This is a genomic window from Clostridium sp. AM33-3, from assembly GCF_003480315.1.
Taxonomy (GTDB): Bacteria; Bacillota; Clostridia; order Lachnospirales; family Lachnospiraceae; genus Brotaphodocola.
The window spans coordinates 50,396-71,628 of record NZ_QUIV01000006.1 but is presented as its reverse complement, the minus strand read 5'-3'; the positions used below and the strand labels follow the sequence as shown (position 1 = coordinate 71,628).

General features: G+C 48.9%; 17 protein-coding genes. 14 read left to right on the top strand and 3 right to left on the bottom strand.

Going from position 1 to position 21,233, the window contains the following annotated elements:
* The 3 genes from DW819_RS05090 to DW819_RS05080 form a co-directional block, all read left to right on the top strand.
* Positions 1-729 (top strand): aldolase/citrate lyase family protein (locus DW819_RS05090; protein ID WP_243025597.1); only part of this gene is annotated, 729 nt, incomplete at its 5' end.
* Between the two features lies 1 nt (position 730).
* Positions 731-2,293 (top strand): citrate lyase subunit alpha, encoded by a 1,563-nt coding sequence (citF, locus tag DW819_RS05085; protein WP_118732370.1) that lies wholly within the window; start codon positions 731-733, stop codon positions 2,291-2,293.
* 50 nt (positions 2,294-2,343) lie between these two features.
* Positions 2,344-3,636, top strand: coding sequence for a citrate:proton symporter (locus DW819_RS05080; RefSeq protein WP_118732369.1), 1,293 nt, complete (start codon positions 2,344-2,346; stop codon positions 3,634-3,636).
* Positions 3,637-3,729: 93 nt separating this feature from the next.
* On the opposite strand, the gene DW819_RS05075 is transcribed toward DW819_RS05080, so the two are convergent.
* On the bottom strand, positions 3,730-4,602 hold the full coding sequence (locus DW819_RS05075; RefSeq protein WP_118732368.1) for a LysR family transcriptional regulator: 873 nt from the start codon (positions 4,600-4,602) through the stop codon (positions 3,730-3,732).
* Positions 4,603-4,812: 210 nt separating this feature from the next.
* On the opposite strand from DW819_RS05075, the gene DW819_RS05070 reads away from it, so the two are divergent.
* The 9 genes from DW819_RS05070 to DW819_RS05030 all read left to right on the top strand — a co-directional run bounded on the left by DW819_RS05070 (position 4,813) and on the right by DW819_RS05030 (position 16,695).
* The gene (locus DW819_RS05070) at positions 4,813-6,066 is read left to right on the top strand and encodes an SLC13 family permease (protein WP_118732367.1); all 1,254 of its coding nucleotides are present in this window, start codon (positions 4,813-4,815) and stop codon (positions 6,064-6,066) included.
* 12 nt (positions 6,067-6,078) lie between these two features.
* Positions 6,079-7,131 carry a lactonase family protein gene (locus DW819_RS05065; RefSeq protein WP_118732366.1) on the top strand — a complete coding sequence of 351 codons (1,053 nt, stop codon included), beginning with the start codon at positions 6,079-6,081 and terminating at the stop codon, positions 7,129-7,131.
* A gap of 115 nt (positions 7,132-7,246) precedes the next feature.
* Entirely contained in the window at positions 7,247-7,888 is a 642-nt protein-coding gene (locus tag DW819_RS05060; protein ID WP_118732365.1) for a TRIC cation channel family protein, read from the top strand.
* A gap of 66 nt (positions 7,889-7,954) precedes the next feature.
* Positions 7,955-9,367, top strand: coding sequence for a 2-hydroxycarboxylate transporter family protein (locus DW819_RS05055; protein WP_347560164.1), 1,413 nt, complete (start codon positions 7,955-7,957; stop codon positions 9,365-9,367).
* Between the two features lie 165 nt (positions 9,368-9,532).
* The gene (locus DW819_RS05050) at positions 9,533-10,177 is read left to right on the top strand and encodes an RraA family protein (RefSeq protein WP_118732364.1); all 645 of its coding nucleotides are present in this window, start codon (positions 9,533-9,535) and stop codon (positions 10,175-10,177) included.
* 23 nt (positions 10,178-10,200) lie between these two features.
* Positions 10,201-12,165, top strand: coding sequence for an aconitate hydratase (locus DW819_RS05045; protein ID WP_118732363.1), 1,965 nt, complete (start codon positions 10,201-10,203; stop codon positions 12,163-12,165).
* A gap of 1 nt (position 12,166) precedes the next feature.
* On the top strand, positions 12,167-13,306 hold the full coding sequence (locus DW819_RS05040; protein WP_118732362.1) for a PrpF domain-containing protein: 1,140 nt from the start codon (positions 12,167-12,169) through the stop codon (positions 13,304-13,306).
* A 31-nt stretch (positions 13,307-13,337) separates the two neighbouring features.
* Positions 13,338-15,599 carry a hydratase gene (locus DW819_RS05035; RefSeq protein ID WP_118732361.1) on the top strand — a complete coding sequence of 754 codons (2,262 nt, stop codon included), beginning with the start codon at positions 13,338-13,340 and terminating at the stop codon, positions 15,597-15,599.
* A gap of 124 nt (positions 15,600-15,723) precedes the next feature.
* A complete protein-coding gene (locus DW819_RS05030; protein ID WP_118732360.1) occupies positions 15,724-16,695 on the top strand; it encodes a LysR family transcriptional regulator in 972 nt (323 codons plus the stop codon).
* On the opposite strand, the gene DW819_RS05025 is transcribed toward DW819_RS05030, so the two are convergent.
* Together DW819_RS05025 and DW819_RS05020 are read right to left on the bottom strand one after the other, a co-directional pair.
* Entirely contained in the window at positions 16,658-17,869 is a 1,212-nt protein-coding gene (locus tag DW819_RS05025; protein ID WP_118732359.1) for an NADP-dependent isocitrate dehydrogenase, read from the bottom strand. The two genes, DW819_RS05030 and DW819_RS05025, sit on opposite strands and share 38 nt — an antisense overlap.
* Positions 17,870-17,969: 100 nt before the next feature.
* Positions 17,970-18,896, bottom strand: coding sequence for a LysR family transcriptional regulator (locus DW819_RS05020; protein ID WP_118732358.1), 927 nt, complete (start codon positions 18,894-18,896; stop codon positions 17,970-17,972).
* A gap of 235 nt (positions 18,897-19,131) precedes the next feature.
* Here DW819_RS05020 and DW819_RS05015 point away from each other — a divergent pair, with 235 nt between their 5' ends.
* Both DW819_RS05015 and DW819_RS05010 read left to right on the top strand, forming a co-directional pair.
* On the top strand, positions 19,132-19,965 hold the full coding sequence (locus tag DW819_RS05015) for a D-amino acid aminotransferase (RefSeq protein ID WP_118732422.1): 834 nt from the start codon (positions 19,132-19,134) through the stop codon (positions 19,963-19,965).
* Between the two features lie 44 nt (positions 19,966-20,009).
* Entirely contained in the window at positions 20,010-21,233 is a 1,224-nt protein-coding gene (locus tag DW819_RS05010; RefSeq protein WP_118732357.1) for a P1 family peptidase, read from the top strand.

Here is a 21,233-nt window from a genome sequence, read left to right as displayed (position 1 = left end):
CTGCAGGAGATCGATTACCGCGGAGTTGAGCGTGTAGTCCGCATCAACGGACTGGACACCCCGCACTGGAAAGAAGATATCCGCGTCTGCGTGGCTGGCGGTGCTGATACTATCCGTATCGCAAAGACCGAGACCGCACAGGATGTACATACCGTAGAGGAGCATGTGCTGGCAGCTGAGAGAGAGTTCGGAAGACCGGAAGGCTCCACTCTGTTAATGGCAGCTCTGGAGTCCTGCAAGGGTGTCTTAAATGCCCTTGAGGTTTGTAAGTCTTCTGACCGTCTGATCGGTATTGCTCTTTCCGGCGGTGACTACACCAAGGATCTGCAGACCGTGATCACCGGAACCGGTGTGGAGCTGCAGGGAGCAAGACAGCAGATGATCATCGCCGCAAGAGCAGCCGGTGTGCAGTGCTGGGATACCGTGTTCACCAACCTGGATGCTATGGATGTGTTCGAGGAAGAGGTCAAGATGATCAAGATGATGGGCTTCGATGGTAAATCCCTCGTAAACCCGCGTCAGATCGATGTTGTTCATAAGATATTCACCCCGACCCAGAAGGAGATCATCTTCGCAGAGAAGGTCGTAAAAGAGATCGATGAGAAGAAGGCACTGGGTATCGGCGTATTTACCGTAGACGGCAAGATGATCGATATCGCATTCTACGATGGAGCAAAGAGAACAATTGCCCTGGCAAAAGCATCAGGCGTATATGAGGGGGATTTATAAGATGATCAATGCAGTAGGAAGAGAAATCCCGGAAGAGGTATTAAAGGCAACCGGTAAGGAAGCATTCAAGGGCGCTTACGCTTACGACAATCACGAGTATAAGAAAGCAGCTCCGAAGGCTCATGCCATGATGGATCCGAACAGAAGCAAGATCGTGGAGAACATTCATGAGGCACTGGTGAAGTGTGAGATCAAAGATGGCATGACCATTTCCTTCCACCATCATTTCCGCGAGGGCGACTACATCGTGAATATGGTCATGGAAGAGATTCATAAGATGGGAGTTAAGAATATTACGATCTGTGCAAGTTCTCTGGGAAAAGCACACGATCCGATTGTTCCGATGATTGAGGATGGTACGGTGACCGGAATTCGTTCCTCAGGAGTGCGTGGCAAGATTGGAGAGGCCATCTCCGCGGGCAAACTGAAAAATCTGGCAGTGATGTGCTCACACGGCGGACGTGTCAGAGCCATCGAGTCTGGCGAAGTCCACATCGATATCGCATTTATCGGCGCTCCGACTTGTGATGAATATGGCAACATGCGGGCAAACGGCGGGAAGAGCGACTGTGGCGTATTGTCCTATGCCATGGCTGATGCCGAGTACGCAGACCGTGTGGTAGCGATCACCGATTGTCTGGTGCCGTTCCCAAACATCCCGGCAAGCATCTCCATGACTCAGGTAGACTTTGTCTGCGTGGTGGATGAGATTGGTAATCCGGCCAAGATCGCAACCGGCGCAGCAAAGCCGACCACCGACATGAGAAAGCTGAGAATGGCAGATTACTGTACGCAGTTTGTCATCCGCACCCCGTATTTTAAAAATGGATTTTCTTATCAGACCGGAGTGGGAGGTGCCTCTATTGCATCGACGATCTCCCTTGCAGATGAGATGGAAAAGCGTGGTATCCGGATGAGCTTTGGTGTCGGTGGACTGAGCAAACCGATGGCTGATCTGCTGGACCGTGACCTGACAGATCTTCTGGTAGACACGCAGGACTTTGATCTTGGGGCAGTAGAGTCTATTAAGAAGCATTCGGACCGTCACATTGAGATCAGTGCTTCCGAGTATGCAAACCCGTTTAACAAGGGCGCGTATGTGAATAAGCTTGATTTTGTTATTCTGGCTGCACTGGAAGTAGATGTAAATTTCAACTGCAATGTTGTAGTAGGGTCAGACGGAATCATTACCGGCGCCCAGGGCGGACATCCAGATACCGCCGCAGGCGCAAAGTGTACCATCGTTATTGCGCCGCTTCTGCAGGGAAGAATCCCGGCAATCTGCACGAATGTAACTACCGTGACGACTCCGGGGGAGACCGTAGATGTTGTCATCACCGATTATGGTATCGCAATCAACCCGCGCAGACAGGATCTCATCGACTGCATGAAGAGCAGCGGTCTGCCAATCTGCACCATCGAGGAATTGCGAGATCAGGCTTATGCCATTACAGGTGCACCGGATCCGGTACAGTTTGGCGATAAGGTAGTTGGTATCATTGAAGCACGTGACGGCAGCATCATGGATGTAGTCTGCGAGGTAAAGGAGTATTCATTTGATTGATTCTGTATGATGCATGCAGATGAAATAAAAACATATAAGGGGGTAACGAAATGTTAGCAGTAATTGGGTTTGCGTTGATGATCATCCTGATGTTTGTGCTGATCAAGGAGAAGATGGCGCCGCCGCTGGCGTTTATCTTGCTGCCGCTGATTGCGGCGGTATTGGCCGGATTTGGTCTGGAGGATATTGCAGGGTTTATTAAAACCGGTATGAATACCATGCTGAGTACCGCAATCTTATTCATTTTCTCGATTTCTTATTTCACCATGATGTCAGATGCGGGATTATTTGATCCGATCATCAATTTCCTGATTAAACGGGCAGGAAAGAATGTGGCAACCATTTTCATCGCAATTGTGCTTACCACTTTTGTGGCACATCTGGATGGCTCCGGGGCAACCACATTTCTGATCGTGGTTCCGGCATTTCTGCCAATCTGCAAGCGTATGGGAATACGTCCGCAGGCACTTTTGGGGGCTATGTGCGGTGCATACGGCGTGATGAACCTGGTTCCGTGGGGCGGTCCGACCATGCGTGCGGCAAGTGTGGCAGGCGTAGAGGCCGGAGACCTGTATGGCTTTATGATTCCTGGTGTTGTATGCCTGGTAATCGCAGCGTTTGGCATTGCAATCGTAGTTTCCATGATTGAGAAAAAAAACGGAGCAGAAGCTGGAACTCATGTACAGGAACTGGCGAATGCGAATGAGGAGAAGAAAGAAACAAAGAAGAGCATTTATTATTTCAACCTCGTGCTGACTCTGGTGATGTTAGTATTGCTGTTTAGAGACCTTCCGGTTCCGCTGTATTCCATTTTTATGGTAGCATTTGCAATCGGTCTGATCGTAAATTTCCCGAATGCAAAACAGCAGAACAAGAAGATCAAAGAGTATGGCACCAATGCCATGGTTATGACCATGACCCTGTTTTCCGTTGGTATCTTCATGGGTGTCATCAAAGATTCCGGCATGGTAGAAGCAATGGCAAACGCAATTGTTGCTGTACTTCCGTCAGCAATCGCTCCGCATATGCACTGGTTCATGTGTCTGTTCTCCGTACCGCTTCTGATGATCCTTGGTACCGATGCATTTTACTATGCACTGCTTCCGATCATCATCGGTGTGGTTGAGCCGTTTGGCGTAGCACAGGAGACTGTGGCAGCAGCATTTCTGCTGACTGCAACCATGGGAACTCCGGTCAGCCCGTCTGTAGCAGCAACTTATGTAGGACTTGGTCTTGCAGATGTTTCAATTGGTGAGCACATCAAATATTCCTTGAGACTGGTGTGGCCGGCAAGCATTGCGGTGCTGATTATGGCTACCGTGATCGGTGTGATCAAATTCTAAAATTTTATCAAATCAATCATTTCTGCCAAAGCAGAGACTTGTGTGAAAGGATGCAGGTCTCTGCTTTTTTGTTGCCATGTATCCGGAGGAAGATTAAAACTTATTTTCGGAAACGGAACTGCCGAGCAGTGCATCCAGAAACAGTTTTACCTGCGGGAGTTCGGCATACTGATGTTTGTAAAGCACATAGGTATTTCGGAGGAACGGAGAACCATCTTCCATATAAAGTTCTTCGATATAGCCATCAAAATCATCCAGACAGATGCGTGGCAAAATGCACCAGCCAAGGCCATACCGCGCCATTTCCTTGCAGGTATCAATGCTGTCAATCCACATATGCGGACGGATCTGGGCAAGATCGTGTGCAGTCAGCCATCGGTCAATCCGGGTGGATAAATCTGAGTCTGTGTGGCGGCCAATGTAGGAATATTCGCTTAAAGACCGTCCCTGGTTTTCTTTGCTGCAGACGAAGCACATCGGTTCAGAAGAGATAAGCTGTATGGCTTCATCCCAGACATACTGTCCCCGCATGATCGCAATGGCAATTTCATCCCGGTTTAATAACTGGAAGAGATGCTTGCTCTGTCCGGTCGTGATCTGTACGTCCACGAGCGGATACCGGTCGGTGTAAGCCTTGATGATTCTGGGGAGCCGGTAGTGGGAGAAGTTTAAAGAAGAACCGAGGCGGAGTGTGCCGCAGACCTGATTCTGACAGGCAGAAACATGTTCCTTTAACTTCCGGCTGTTTGCCAGGATTTCAGAAGCATAGGGAAGAATCTGTTCTCCGGCAGGTGTAAATAAAATCCCCTTTTTGGAGCGCAGAAACAGGGTACACTGAAGTTCTTCCTCCATTTTCTGAATCCGTTTGGTGATGGCAGGCTGTGTCATATACAGTTTTTGCGCTGTCTTTGTGATATTCTTTGACTCATTTAATTCTAATAACAGTTCATAATCTTTTTCATCCATGGTGAGCATGCCTTTCTGAAAACATTCCAACAGGTTATTGATATTGATAAAATTATACCATTATACTTTATGATAAGCAAGACGTATAGTAAAGATAACAAGAAACGAGGAGAAAAACAGGAAAGGAGTTGTGACTAATGTACAGGTGTCACCTCGTTTTTTTGAAAATTGTGAAGAGATAAACGATATCATGCAAAGGAGAAATAGCGTATGGGGTTACAGGTAGTTGCATTGCTGTTTTTGATTGGAGCAATTGTGCTGGGGTTTGCGAAAAAGATGAATGTAGGCGTTGTGTGTCTGGGGCTTGCCCTGATTCTCGGTAAACTGGGCGATATGGGCGCAGGGGATATTTACAAAGGATTCCCATATAAATTATTTGCGACATTATTGGGAACCATGTTGTTTTTCAGCCTGCTTCAGCAGAATGGCACATTGGAGAAAATATCAAAGCGGTTGATCAGTATTTGCGGAAAGAATACCTTTCTGGTGCCGATTATCGTATATGTGGTTAGTTTTGTTCTTTCAGCTGCTGGACCTGGCGCGATCAGCGTACAGTCTGTAACGGTTATTTTTGCAGTATCCCTGGCCGTGCAGATGAAGGTAAGCCCGGTGCTGATGGGAGTTATGGCAATTCTTGGTGCGGTAGGCGGAACTGCATCTCCGATCGCGCTGACCGGAATTATCGTGGGGGATCTTTTGACAGAGATGGGCATTGAAGGTCTCGGAACTCCTATTTTTATCGGAGTTTCTGTTTCCAATCTGATCTGCGCAATTGCGGTATATGTTGTTCTTGGCGGTTATAAGTTTCGCGCAGCTGAAGCTGGTGGCCAGCAGGAAAAGGAGGCTTTTGATCGAAGCCAGATGATTAGTTTGGTGGCCCTTTTGGTCATGGTGGTTCTTGTTGTCGGATTTTCTTACGATGTTGGCTTGATCTGCTTTACCCTGTCTCTGGTTCTGATGCTGACCAAGGCAGCAAACGAAAAGGCAGCATTGAAGATGATTCCGTGGAGTGTTCTGATTTTGATCGCTGGCGTCAACGTCCTGATGAATATTACCCAGAAGTTGGGCGGGATTGATCTGCTGGCTTCCATACTGGCATCATTCATGTCTATAAGAACGGCTGCCCCGATCATGGGATTTACCGGAGGTCTGATGTCCTGGTTTTCCAGTGCAAATGGTGTGGTATTCCCAACTCTGATCCCGACCGTTCCGGAGATTGCACAGCAGGTCGGTGGTGCCTCTATCGTCCAGATGGTAAGTGCGATCGTGTGCAGTGCAACGGTAGCAGGTATCAGCCCGCTGTCTACGGGAGGCAGTCTGATCATGGCAAGCTATGCGCAGGAAACAGGCTGTGATGAGAAAGAACAGCAGAAAATGTTTGGAACTTTATTTGCAATTTCGGCGAGTGTCGTTGCAATCGTATTTGTGCTGAGTCTTACCGGCGTGCTCGGATTTATTGGTTAGGAGGAAATGAGAATGAGTACTTATGCATATATTGGCTGCCGCACCACAAAGGAGCGGAATGCAAGAGGTAAAGGAATTCGCGTATATGAAATTACCGATGGAACATGGCAGTTAAAACAGATAGCGGAGGGACAGGTGAATCCTTCTTATCTGTGTCTGAATGAAAAGCAGGATCATCTGTATGCGATTCATGGGGATTTTTCGGAAGTAAGCGCCTACAAAGTAGCAGAGGATGGAACGCTTACCTATCAGAATACAACAGAAACACATGGTACGAATCCGGTGCATCTGACCATGGACCGGACGGGAAAATGGCTGTTTGTGGCAAACTTGCAGACAGGCGGCGTTTCTGTGATTCCAGTCGAGGAAGATGGATCTCTCGGAAAGATTAAGGAACTGAAATTCATTTCCGGAAACGGCGGACCAGGCTATATTTCCCATCCGCACCAGGTGTGTCAGGACCGGAGCGGAAAATGGCTTCTGGTTCCATCGCAGGGACGTCTGCAGGGAGTTGGTAAAATAACGGTCTTTCGGATTGACTCTGAGCATGGTAATCTGAAAGAGACCTCTATGGTAAAAGGAAGAAGCGGATCTGAACCAAGACATTGTGTATTTCATCCGAATAATCGTTTCTGCTATTGCCTGAATGAAAAAGACAGCACTGTTACCTGTTACTACTTTGATGAAGAAACCGGCACTCTGGATCCAAAGCAGATCTTGACCACGTTGCCGGAAGATTTCCCGGGAGACGGCTGGGCAAGTGCCATTGAAATTGGAATTGCCGGAACATACCTGTATCTGTCGAACCGGAAGCATGACAGTGTGACCGTGTTTGCACTGGATCAGAAAAATGGTCATATGACTTATCTCCAGAATATCAAGACAAAGGGGGAGCAGCCTCGCTTTATTACCACCAATCCGGACGGAACGATGCTTCTTGCGGCAAATGAACTGACAGATTCGATTTGCTGCATGGACATTGATCCAAAGACTGGACTGTTAGCCTACAGCGGAACCGAGATCGCGGCAGAAAGCCCGGTCTGTGTGGTGTTTAAAACAAAATAGAAATGAACATGGAGAGAAGGACAGCCCTAATTGCTTGTCCTTCTTTTTTCTTGTTAGAACGCAGAATTCATGATAAGATAAAAAAATAAATGGAGAGAAGGCGGGGTTTACAATCATGAATTATTCAGATTTGATCATTTTCATTATGGAAATGATGGGGACGGTGGCGTTTGCAGCATCCGGGGCTATGCTTGGCATCCGCAAGAAGATGGATCTCTTCGGGGTCTGCGTTCTTGGAGTGACAACTTCAGTAGGGGGCGGAGCAATCCGTGATGTGACGCTTGGTATCATTCCCCCGGGAATGTTCCGCAGGCCGATTTATACCATTGTGGCTGTGATGGTTTCACTGGGACTGTTTGCGCTTCTTTATATCCGGAGAAATCTTCTGGACGGGCGTATCGGACAGCTTTACGATCTGCTGATGAATATTTCTGACGCGATCGGTCTCGGAATTTTTACGGTGGTCGGCATTAATACAGCCTGGAATGCCGGGTATCACCAACTGTTTTTGCTGGTTTTTGTCGGCGTGATCACCGGAGTGGGCGGAGGTTTGCTGAGAGATGTCATGGCGCAGGAGAAACCGTATATTCTGACAAAACATATTTATGCCTGCGCTTCCATCATCGGAGCCCTGGTGTGTGTGTGCGCGGAAGACGCTCTGGGACATTTGGAAGCTATGATGACCGGAGCAGTGGCCGTTGTGATCGTGCGGTTTCTGGCTATGCATTACCGGTGGAATCTGCCGCGGATTGAGTAAAATGTTTTGGTTATAGTTTATGGAGATAATCATTCCAATATCAACGTGTGATATAGAAAGATTTGTATGATGTGCATGCAAAAACAGGCATTTTCCAAATTGATAAAAGTTTGTTACTATAAGCACATGAGCTGCAGCACATATACAATTAATAAGAAAAGCGAGGGTATTGGGATGGAGCTATTAAAAAGACGCTACTATGGGATGCCAATATGGATGATTGCTATTTGCCTGGTTCTGATCTATGGAGCTATCTATCTGGGCCTGCTTCCGGATCAGGATATGTTATCTATTATTACGATTATGTTTGCCGGTGGTCTCGTGCTTTATGAGATTGGTGAACATCTTCCTATATGGAAAGACTTTCTTGGCGGCGGCGCGGTTATGGCCTTTTTCGGAGCAGCAGTGTTAGAATATTTCCAGATTCTTCCTGCAAAATATGCAGAGGCCATCACTTTCTATTATGATGATTTTGGCTTTCAGACAGTATTTATTACGCTGCTTATTGTATCGGCGGTACTTGCAGTGAACAGAAAGCAGTTGGTCAAAGCGTTCAGCGGATATATCCCTGCAATTATTGGCGGTATTGCCACAGCAATGCTCTTTGGTATCCTTGGAGGTCTGATCTGTGGAATCAACGTGAAAGATATTGTTGCTTATTATGTGCTTCCAACCATGGGCGGAGGAAATGGAGCAGGAGCAATCCCGTTATCTGAAATGTGGGAGGCAAGTACTGGATTAAGCAAGGATGCTTATTATTCCAAAGCTTTTGCGATTCTGAATATTGCAAATAACTTTGCGATTATCGGAGCTGTGTTGTTAAACAGTCTTGGTGAGAAGTTCCCGGTACTTTCCGGAAATGGCGAACTGTTGAAAAATCCGGAAAATTACGTGCTGCTAGAAGACAGTCAGGAAAAACCGAAAATCGGCCAGTATGAAATGGCCGGAGGCCTGCTGTTAGCCGGAGCCGTGTTTGTAGTGTCACGTGTGTTCTCAAAGAACATTCTTCCGGCGATCGGTCCTGTATCGTTACATATGTATGCTTATATGGTAGTATTTACCGCAATTTTAAATATTGCCAACATTGTTCCGGCAGAGATTAAAGAAGGCGTTAAACGTCTCTCCAATTTCTTTACGAAACCGCTTATGTGCTATTGTATGTTTGGTATTGGTATTGCGTTTACAGATCTTGCAGATTTCCTTGCAGTATTAAACTGGCAGACTCTGCTGATCAGTGCAATGGTTGTCCTTGGCGCAATTATCGGTTCCGGTGCAGTGGGTATGCTGTTTGGATTTAACTTTGTGGAATCTGCAATCACTGCTGGTCTCTGCATGGCAAATCGTGGCGGTTCCGGAGATCTCCAGGTGCTTGGAGCAGGAAAAAGAATGAATTTAATGAGTTACGCGCAGATTTCTTCCCGTATCGGAGGCGCAATTATTTTGCTTTTAGGAAGCGTGCTGTTTGGATTTATGGCCTGATCCCATAAATGTTTCCTGAAAGAAGAAGCAATCGGTAAAAGCCGGTTGCTTCTTTTTTTGCTTATATCATGCAAAAAAATATATGATATTTATATAAAATCATGCATTTTACTTATAATAGCCCCTGCGCTATAATCAAAGCATAACAACGAGAGGGGAATACACATGGATGCATTGACAAAAAAAGAACGATTCACCAGCCCGCCGAAGGAACTCATGGAGCGCCTGCGGGCCTTTACCACCCCGGAACTCTGCGACGGGGCAGGCCTTTACCACTCCATGGACTACCGGATCAAGCCCTGGATTGGCAGAACAAAGATTGTCGGTCCGGCGGTTACGGTGGATGTGCCCAGCGGCGAAGGTGATATCGTTGCGGACGCGATTCTGGAACTGCAGGAGGGAGACGTGCTGGTGGTTGCCGGAAAGGGCAACTGCGACTGTTCTTACTGGGGCGATCACCGGAGTATCTGCGCGGGTCTTATGAAGGCAGATGGCGTAGTGATTGATGGTGCGTTCCGGGATCTGGAGGGCTGTGAGGAGTCAGGCTTTCCTATCTATGCCAAAGGCCTTACCTGCGGCACTGCAGCCAAGAGCGGGGCAGGAGCCATCAATGTTCCGGTCAGCTGCGGAGGGGTCTGCGTAAGACCGGGAGATATTGTGATCGGGGACGTCAATGGTGTCTGTGTGCTTACCCAGGAGGAAGCAGAAGGAGTTATGGAACGAGCACTGAAAAAGATTGAAAAACAGAAATATACACTGGCCGAGATGAAACGCACTGGCCAGGTTTATACGAAACTGTTGAAAAAGTAAGAAAAAAGAAGGAGAATATTCACATGGGCATGAACATTATAAAGAAAATTTTATCTACACATCTGGCAGCACCGTCTGAGATGGTTCCGGGCGAGGAGATTCTCTTAAAGGTAGACCAGACCCTGACTCACGATATTAACGCAGTTATGACCTATCTGGCCTTTGAGCAGGTTGGCCTGGACCGGATCCGTACGGAGTGCAGCGTCAGCTATCTGGACCACAACCTGTTATATCTGGATAACAAGACTCCGGACGACCACATTTACTTACAGTCCGTTGCGAAACGTTATGGCGTGCACGTTTCCAGACCGGGAAACGGTATCTGCCATGCAGTTCAGGTTGCCAGATTCGGCGCTCCTGGCAAGCTCTTAATGGGCGGTGACAGCCATACCCCCCATGGTGGTTCTATCGGTATGCTTTGTATCGGTGTAGGCGGCATGGATGTCGCAACCGCGATGACTGGTGTTCCGATGCGCCTGAAGATGCCGCAGATCATCAAAGTGAATTTAACCGGACATTTACAGCCCGGCTGCAATGCGAAGGAAGTCATTCTGGAAATGCTTCGCCGTGTCGGCATCAAGGGCGGTCTTGGCAAGGTATTTGAGTATGTGGGACCGGGCGCTGCTACCTTAAGCGTATCTGAGCGTGCCAGCATCACCAACATGGGCGCGGAGATGGGCGCGACCACTTCCATTTTCCCGGCCGATGAGCAGGTAAGAAAATTCCTAAAAGCCGAGAAGAGAGAAGAAGACTTTACCGAGATTCTTCCGGATGCAGACGCGGAGTATGACGGTGAGATGGAACTGAACTTAAGCGAACTGGTTCCATTATGTGCCTGCCCGCACCAGCCGGACAATGTCATTCCGTTAAAGGATGTAGAGAAAAAGAAAGTACAGCAGGTCTTCATCGGAAGCTGCACCAACTCCAGTTATTCCGATATCGCGAAGGCAGCCCTGGTATTCAAGGGAAGACATGTAAATGAGGATGTGAGCTGTACCTGCGCCATTTCTTCCAAGCAGATTTATAAGCTCCTGATGCGTGACGGCTATATTGAGATGCTTCTGGATGCCGGTGTGAGAATTCTGGAGCTTGCCTGCGGACCGTGCTGCGCCATCGGTCAGTCTCCGGCTACCAAGGGTGTGGCTGTCCGTACTTCAAACCGTAACTTCAAGGGCCGTGCTGGAAACCCAACCGCGGAAATCTATCTGGTAAGCCCGGAGAGTGCTGCGGCAACTGCCATTGTCGGAACCTTCGCAAGCGCGGAGGAGATTCTCGGCAGTGATCTTTCCATTCTGACAGAAGTAAAAGAACCGGACGAGTTCCCGGTGGATGATTCCATGATCATCGAGCCGCTTCCGAAAGAGGAAGCAAAGAAAGTTGAAATCGTGCGCGGACCGAATATCCAGCCGCTTCCTGTTCCAGATGCGCCGGAGCAGCATTTACAGGCACAGATCAGTTTAAAGACTGTGGATAACATCACGACCGATGACATTACCCCGGCAAGTGCCGAGTTCTCCAGCATGCGTTCCAATATTCCGCTTATGAGCCAGTACTGCTACCACCGCTATGATCCAGAGTTTGCTGCCCGGGCAAAGGCAATGGGCAAGAGCATTATCATTGGAGGCGAGAACTATGGGCAGGGGTCTTCCCGTGAGCACGCAGCCATCAATCCGATGTACCTGGGTGTGAAAATGGTTATCGCAAAGAGCATTGCCCGCATTCATAAGGGCAATCTGATCAACCATGGCATCATTCCGATGGTATTTGCAGACCCGGCAGATTACGACAAACTGGATATGCTGGATGAACTGGAAGTAGAGGGCCTTCTGGACCAGATGAAGATCAGAGAAGTTGAGATTAAAGACCTGACAAAAGGTATTTCCTTTCAGGCAAAACTGGAGCTTTCTGACAATGAGCTGGATGTGATTCTTTCCGGCGGCCAGTTACGTCACTTACAGAAGCAGCTTAAGAAAATGGAGGAAAAATAAGATGAGAACATTTAAGACCGTATTTATGCGCGGCGGTACCAGCAAAGGCTGCATGTTTCATAAGGAAGATCTTCCGGAAAACCGGGAGGAGTGGGACAGCGTTTTCCTTCAGGCTATGGGCAATCCGGATCCGAAGCAGATTGACGGCATGGGCGGAACCGTTTCCTCCAACAATAAAATCGTTATTGTATGGAAGAGCGAAGAGCCAGGAATTGATGTAGAATATCTGGTAGGTCAGGTAATTGTCGGCAAGAGTCAGGTGGATTATAAATCCAACTGCGGTAATATGACAGCCGCTGTTGGCCCGTATGCGATAGAGGAAGGCATGGTTACAATTACCGAGCCGGTGACTACGGTTCATATGTTAAATCGCAACACTGACAAGTTTATTGATGTGACGGTTCCGATTGATCCGGAGACAAAGACCTTTGCTCAGGAGGGTGACTGTGCCATTGCCGGTGTGGATGGAACTGCTGCAGAACTGAATGTCAAATTTTTAAATCCGGCGGGTGCGAAAACCGGAAAACTTCTTCCGATCGGAACCTGTGTGGAAACTCTGGAAATTCCGGATTTTGGACCGATTGAGGCAACCATCCTGGATGTATCCAATCCGATGGTTCTGGTTAAGGCTGAGGATATCGGCATGACTGGTACAGAGCTTCCTGAGGAAGTGAACAGCAATAAAGAGGTTTCTGACCTTCTGGAGAAGATTCGCGGTGTTGCCTGCTGTAGGATGGGCTTTGCGAAGGACTTAAAAGATGCCACAGAAAACAGTCCGGCGGTGCCGAAGGTTGGTTTTGTAACTGTGCCGAAGTCTTATACGGATATTGCGGGACAGCAGGTAAACGCAGAAGATATGGATGTATGTGCCCGTGTTATTTCTGTATTCAAGTGTCATAAGGCATGCCCGCTGACTTCTGCCAGTGCCATCAGCGTGGCTGCAGCCATGGAGGGCTCTGTGGTAGAAAAGGTTCTTCGGAAAGCAGGAAAAACTGGCAATGTCCGGATTGGTCATCCGAGTGGCATTATGACCATGGTTCCGGAGTTGCAGGAGGAGAATGGGGAACTGAAGCTTCCGAGCGTAGGCGTTCAGAGAACCGCGCGCCGGATCATGGATGGAACCCTGTATATCCGGAAGTAAGATACGGCAACAAGAGCAGGAGGATGAGATAATGGTTAAACTGACCGAGCATGGTGTTGTGCTTGCGGCTGACGGCACCTTTGCTGCAGCAGAAGACGCGCTTCAGAAGGCGGAAGGAAAAGAAAAAACCATGGCCTATGGGATTTTAAAGGCCCATAACCACAGTAACAATATGGAGCAGCTCCAGCTGAAATTTGACGCGCTGGTGTCTCCGGATAATAACTATGTCAACATTCTGCAGACGGCCCGGGCCAGCGGAATCAAAAAGTTCCCGGTTCCCTACGTGCTTTCCAACTGCCACCACACCCTCTGCGCGGTGGGCGGCACCATCAATGAGGATGACCACGTCTTTGGCCTTGGAAATGCGAAAAAGTACGGCGGTATTTTCGTTCCGCCATACCGGGCAGTTCTTCACCAGTATATGCGTGAGATGATGGCCGAAGGCGGAAAGATGATTCTTGGCTCCGACAGTCATTCCCGCTATGGTGCCCTGGGTACGATGGGCATCGGCGAGGGAGGCGGCGAGGTGGCCAAGCAGCTGCTTGGCCGCACCTATGATATTGCGTACCCGCCGGTGCTGGCGGTAAAACTGACCGGTTCTCCAAGACCCGGAGTTGGCCCGCAGGATGTGGCTTTAGCCCTGATCGCGGCAACCTTCCAGAACAACTTCAACAAGAACAAGGTGCTGGAGTTTGTGGGGGACGGCGTTTCCAACTTAAGCATGGAATACCGCATGGGCATTGATGTCATGACTACGGAAAGCGCTGCGCTTTCCAGCGTGTGGTGTACCGATGGAAAGACGGAAGAGTTTCTGGCAGAGCACGGCCGGGGCGATGCTTACCGAGAGATGGCACCGGAGACCGGAGCGTACTATGACGGGCTCATCGAGATTGATCTTTCGAGTGTGGAGTGTATGATCGCGCTGCCGTTCCATCCAAGCAATGCCATGCCGATCCGCGAGTTTAAGGAGCGGATGCCGGAAGTCATCAAAGAGATAGAAGAAGCAGGAAATAAGATCAAAGGAAAGCATGGTGAGCCCTTCTCCATCCAGTCTCATATGAGAGATGGAGCATTCTATGTGGATCAGGCCCTAGTCAGCGGCTGCAGCGGCGGTCTGTTTGAGAATATCGTTGCCATGGCGGATATCTTAAAGGGCTATGGAATTCCGGGAAACGGACTGAATCTGGGTATCAATCCGGCCAGTCTTCCGATCATGGCAGATCTGATGGAGCAGGGGGTTGCCGGAGAACTGGCGGTGAGCGGCGCAACGCTTCGTCCGTGTATCTGCGGTCCGTGCTTCGGCGTGACCGATGTTCCGGCCAATAATCAGGTCAGCATCCGCCATATGACACGAAACTATCCGAACCGTGAAGGCTCTAAACCGGGACAGGGTCAGATGGCCTGTGCCTGCCTGATGGATGCCCGCTCCATCGCGGCTACTGTGCGAAATGGCGGAAAACTGACAGCAGCTACCGAACTGAACGTAGAGTACCGGACCTTAAAGCATCATTTTGATCCGAAGATCTATGAAAATCAGGTATTTGACAACTATAATAAGGGCGACGACAGCGTAGAACTGACCATGGGGCCGAATATTGCGGACTGGCCGGAAATGCAGCCTTTAACAAAGCATCTGCTGTTAAAGACCGCCGGTTCCTATCACGGTTCAGTAACGACTGATGAGCTGATACCGTCCGGCGAGGCCTCCTCCTTCCGTTCCAATCCGGAGAAAATTTCGGAGTACACCATGATCAGCCGTGATCCGGAGTATGTGGGTCGGGCAAAGGCTGTAAGAGCGCTGGAAAAATGCCGGAGAGAACAGGCTGACGGCAGCATTCAGACAGGAGATGCAGAGTGCAGCAATCTGCTGGCGAAGCTTACTGCAGAACTGGGATGCAGCGTTTCTGATATTACTCTTGGCAGCCTGATGGTCAGCGATAAGATCGGCGATGGTTCCTCAAGAGAGCAGGCCGCCAGCTGCCAGAAGGTGCTGGGTGGATTTGCAAATCTGGCCAATGAGTATGCAACCAAGCGCTACCGTTCCAATCTGATCAACTGGGGTCTTTTGCCGCTTCGTACCGAGGAGACGCTGAAGATTCCTGTGGGAAGTTATCTGCTGATCCGGGATGTGCGGAATGTGGTGTCTGAGTGTAAAAATCCGATTATGGTCCAGGTATTGGATCCGGCATCCGCAACAGTACAGTCTGAGATCACGTGCACACTGGATGCGCTGACAGAGGATGAGCGGAAGATTTTATTATCGGGATGTCTGATCAATTATTATAGAGGGTAAATGCTTGCAATGCAGCATAGAAACAGGGCGGTCACCTTGCGGGAACCGTCCTGTTTCGGCGCTTGCGGAAGGAAAGAAAAGTGGATATAATAAGAGGAGAAATTTTGACATCGGGAGGAAATGCATGGATTTTCGCGAAATGCTTTATATTACAACCGTTGCGGATTGCCGCAGCATCACCGCAGCTGCGCGCAAGCTTTATATCTCCCAGCCATCCCTGAGCCATATTGTATCCAAGGTGGAGCAGGACGTAGGGGTAAAGCTGTTTGATCGCGGTACCTCACCGCTTACGATTACCTATGCGGGAGAAAAGTATGTGGAGACAGCCAGAAAAATCCTGTTGATGAGTGATAACTTAAGAAAAGAACTGATTGATGCAGGACTGGGAGAGAAGGGGCGCATTGTATTCGGAATGCCGACAGAACGTGCCGGATATATGCTCCCAGCTGTGATCCCGGAATTTAAAAAACAGTATCCGGGGATTGAACTGCAGGTGATGGAAGCAAAATCAGATGAACTGCTAAAGGCACTTTTGCGGGATGATATCAGCTTTTATGTGATTCCCAGGAGCCAGGGTGAGCTTCCGGTCGGATTGAAGGCAGAGTCGATCTACCGGGAACGCTTGTTGCTGGTGGCAGAAAAAAGCATGATTCAGGATGATATGTTTTTAGAGACGGAGCAGGCTGCAGACCGAATGTCTCTGTCACCGACAAAGCGCTGTTTGAATCTGAATGCTATGAAAGATATTCCGTTCATTATGCTGAAAAAGGGACATTCGATTCGAAAAAAAACAGACCTGGTGCTGCGCCAGTATGGAATCGAGCCAAAAATCATGATTGAGCTCTCAAGCTGTATTTCCGCAGTCCAGCTGGCTGCAGCAGGTCTTGGTGTTGCCATTGTCCCCCAGCGGGCGGTTGATGCGCTGGGGGGAATGGAACGTTTCAACTGCTATGATTTTTCTGTGACTCCGGAGTCCTGGAGTGTCAACGCAGTCTACAAAGAAGAGATGTATCTGGGGCGCGCGGAGCGCTGCCTGATCGATCTGATGAAGCAGAAATTTAACCGCGAAGCTTCATCAGCCGTTCCTGGACAGTAGCAATGAATACAAGTCCGGTAACAACATGCGGATTTTTAATCGTGGTTACTTTTTTCAGATCAGCAGTCATAATGCCGTTTTCTACGGTATTGACTGCTGCTTCTTTTAACTGGCGGCCAAAGGTTTCCAGCTCTTTGTTCTGATCCAGCTCGCCGCGTTTTTCCAGAGCGCTGGCCCAGGCCATAATGATGGCAAGCGGGTTGGTAGATGCAACACCGCCCTCCAAATAGCGGTAGTAGTGACGGCGCACGGTTCCGTGAGCAGCCTCGTACTCATAATTGCCGTTCGGTGATACCAGCACGGAGGTCATCATAGCTGCGGAACCATATGCGGTAGCCAGCATATCACTCATAACATCGCCGTCATAGTTCTGGCAGGCCCAGACATAGCCGCCCTGATTTTTTACGGCACGGGACACTGCATCGTCGATCAGACAGTACTGGTAGGAAATACCGGCCTTCTCAAAGTTTTCCATAAACTCATTCATGAAAACATCTTTGAAAATCTCGCGGAAATTACGGTCATAGACCTTTGAAATTGTGTCCTTTGCGGAAAAGATCAGATCCTGCTTTACATCCAGTGCATAGGACATGCAGCAGCGGGCAAAGCTCTGGATGGAAGAATCCAGGTTATGGATGCCCTGGACAACACCAGGCGTGGTAAAGTTATGGATGAGCTCTCTTGTTTCCGTCCCGTCTTCAGCAGTGAAAACCAGCTCACATTTGCCCGGCTGGTCAATCTTCATTTCGGAAGCACGGTAGAGATCGCCATATGCATGGCGGGCCAGGGTGATGGGTTTCGTCCAGGTTTTGATATAGGGTTCGATGCCTTTGATCAGAATCGGTGCACGGAACACGGTACCGTCCATGATGGAGCGGATGGTAGCGTTCGGGCTCTTCCACATTTTTTTCAACTGATATTCCTGCATGCGCTCCAGGTTTGGCGTGATGGTGGCGCATTTGACGGCAACACCGTATTTGTTGGCGGCATTGGCGGAGTCTATTGTAACCTGGTCATCAGTGAAGTCACGGTTGCGGATGCCTAAGTTATAATACTCGACCATGAGATCCACAAAAGGCAGAATCAGTTTTTCCTTGGTTTCTTTCCACAGGATTGCAGCCATCTCGTCGCCGTCCATCTCGACAAGTGGTGTAGTCATTTTAATTTTTTCCATAATCTTTCCTCCTCTGGGTTCTGGATAGTTGACTGTTCTTTCCCTAGTTTATCACAATAGGCTGATTTTGAAAATGTAACAGTCTACTCTTTTGCAAAACTCATGCCAGTTCTTCCTTTGCAATCCGGATAAAGAGCTGATCTGCTTTTGAGAGAAAGCCGTCTTTTAAAGATGTAATGCACATATCCCAGTGAGCCTGGTATACGTTATCAATGGACAGCAGTGCCGGATGGTATTCCTCTGAAGTAATCCGGGAGTATTCCAAAGGCACGAAAGTAACCCCCATTCCCTGGGCAGCAAGAAGCTGGGCGGTTTCAAAATTGCGCAGTGTGAGTGAAATTTTCGGACGCTGGATTCCGGCGCGTCCAAGCACTTCATCCGTGATCTGACGGATACGCTGAGATTTGTGCAGCATCAGGAAACTTTCGTTTTTCAGCAGTTTTACATCCAGGACCGGGTATGGATATCCGTCCTTGCGTTCCGACTGCTTGATCAGCGGATGATCTGGTGCGAGCGCGATCACGAATGGATCGCGGCGCATGATATCAAAGCGGAACTGAGGCTGTGTCCGGATATCGGCCGGGGTATGCATGATGGCAAAGTCCAGTTCTCCTGACATCAGCATCTGCTCCAGTCTGGAAGAGTTTTCCTCTGAGATGGTAAGCTCGATGTTGGAACATACATCACAGAAGCGCGGCAGAATTTTGGCAAGGGTCAGGGTACTGAGATGGTTGGTGGTGCCAAGATGGATCTTGCCGGTTTTCAGGTTATTGATGTCACTGACCTCCAGCTCAAAATCCTGATAGATCTTTAACACCTGGACAGCCATGTGGTAATAGCGTTCCCCGGCAAAGGTCAGTGTGAGTCCTCCGGCTGTCCGGTTGAACAAGGGTACGCCAACGGAATCCTCAATCCTCTGGATCGACTGGCTTAAGGATGGCTGGGCAATGAAGAGCTTTTTGGCTGCCCGGGATATATTTTTTTCGTCTGCTACCGTTTTTACATATAATAATTCTTTGCTTGTCATGGTTTATCCTTCTTTCGATGTTTCCATAGGAAATTATAATCTAAAACACACAAAGCTTCAAGGTTCAGCTTCAAGGTTCGTTCAGCACAACTATTTACTTTTGAAAATCCACATTGTATACTTACAGCAAAGACACATACGGACTTCATGACAGTGCATTCTCTACTGCAGAAGAATGAAAGTGCAGCAAAGCTGCCATGGGCCGGAAGATAAGGAGAGGAATAGTATGGATAAGATGAAGGACCTTGCTTATTATAACGGAAAGATTACAGCAATTGACGACATGATGATTCCGGCTAATGACCGCGGATTCTACTTTGGAGATGGAATTTACGAGGCGGCAATGGTATTTGATCATAAGATCTTTGCTCTGCAGGATCATCTGGACCGCATGTTCAACAGTGCAGCCATGCTTCGCATTGAACTTCCCTATACCAAAGAAGAAGTCGGCGCGCTTCTGACGGATCTGGTTCAGAAGTTAGAGAGCAGCTGCCAGTTCCTTTACTGGCAGGTGACCAGAGGAACCTCTCCGCGTAATCATCTGTTCCCGGGAAAGGGAGTTTCCAGCAATCTGTATGTATACAGCAAGCCGTGGAGCGGTGTGCAGATGTCCGATGAATACCGGCTGATCAGCATTCCGGATACCCGTTTCTATCACTGCAATATCAAGACCTTGAATCTGATCCCGAATGTCATGGCAGCCCAGCAGGCATCTGAGGCAGGCTGCAATGAGACTGTTTTTGTACGGGACGGCTTTGTGACGGAATGTTCACATTCGAATATTTCCATGGTGAAGGATGGCGTGTTCATTACGCATCCGTTAGATAATCTGATTCTTCCGGGAACTGAGAGAAAGCACATCATCCGCTATTGCGGTGAACTGGGAATCCCGGTAGAGGAGCGTGCATTTACCCTGGAAGAGCTCTACACCGCAGATGAGATCCTGGTGACCAGTACCAGCCATCCGAGCATGCGTGCCATGGAGTTAAACAAAAGGGCTGTCGGTATGAAGAATCCGGAACTGATCCAGAAGCTGCGTGATAAATATTTAAGTGAAATCGGGAAATGATCTGCTGTGGCAGTTCCTGATAAAAAGCAGAGAGGAAGAATAACATGGAGAGAAAACGAATCCGGGACTTTGGCCTTGTGCCTGGACGCCTGCAGACCGGAAAACGAAATAAGATTACGGATGTGCCTGGGGTAAAGGTCGGACACTGCACGGTAAAAACAGAAGAAAATCATACCGGAGTGACGGTAGTCCTTCCCGGCGGGGACAATGCATTTGCAAAGAAATATATTGCAGCAGCTTATGTTCACAACGGATTTGGAAAAAGTGCCGGACTAGTTCAGATAGAAGAACTGGGGACGCTGGAGACCCCTATTGCCCTGACGAATACTCTAAATGTGGGAAAGGTATGGGACGCCATGGTGGATATCGTGGTGGAACAGTGTAAGCAGGATGGTCTGGATCCCATGAGCATCAATCCGGTAGTGGGCGAGTGCAATGACTGCCGCATTAATCAGATTCAAAAGCGGGCAGTGGGAACAGCAGAGGTCCGCCGTGCCTTTGCGTCTGCCTCCGATGATTTTGAAGAGGGAGATGTGGGAGCCGGAGCAGGAACGCTCTGCTATGGCCTGAAGGGTGGTATTGGCTCTGCTTCCCGTGTAATCCGTATTGGAGAAACAGAATATACCATTGGAGTGCTGGTCCAGTCAAATTTTGGAGCAACAGAGGATTTTGTGTTAAATGGAGAGGCTGTCGGTGCAGAGATTCTGGACTGGAAGCAGGAAAAGGATGATATGGCAGCATCGGAAGAAGACAAAGGTTCTATCATGAGTATTCTGGCTACGGATCTTCCGCTGACCAGCCGTCAGCTGAAGCGTATTCTTCGGAGAACCGGCGTAGGCATTGCCCGCACGGGCGGCTATACCGGACATGGAAGCGGCGAGGTCATGATCGGATTTACTACAGCAAACCGGATCCCATCCAACGAAGAGGAGGAACTGCTTCAAATTCAGGCTATTCCGGAGCAGATTATAAACCGGGCGTTTCTTGCCGCTGCAGAAGCGGAACAGGAGGCCATCTTAAATTCCATGACGGCAGCAGAGCTCACCCGCGGATGTGCAGGTGAGCTTTACTACAGTCTGTCGCAATATCTTGAAGGCTGTGCCGGAACAACCCTCAATTATGAAACCCACAAAGAAGAACCGGCTTATCAGAAATACGCAAAGCAGATGACCGATGAGGTCGTGGCTGTCTGCGAGGCCGCTCTGGCTGCCGGCGTGGATGAGATCGTAGTAAAGGATGACACGGAGATGCCACCAACATTGATGTAA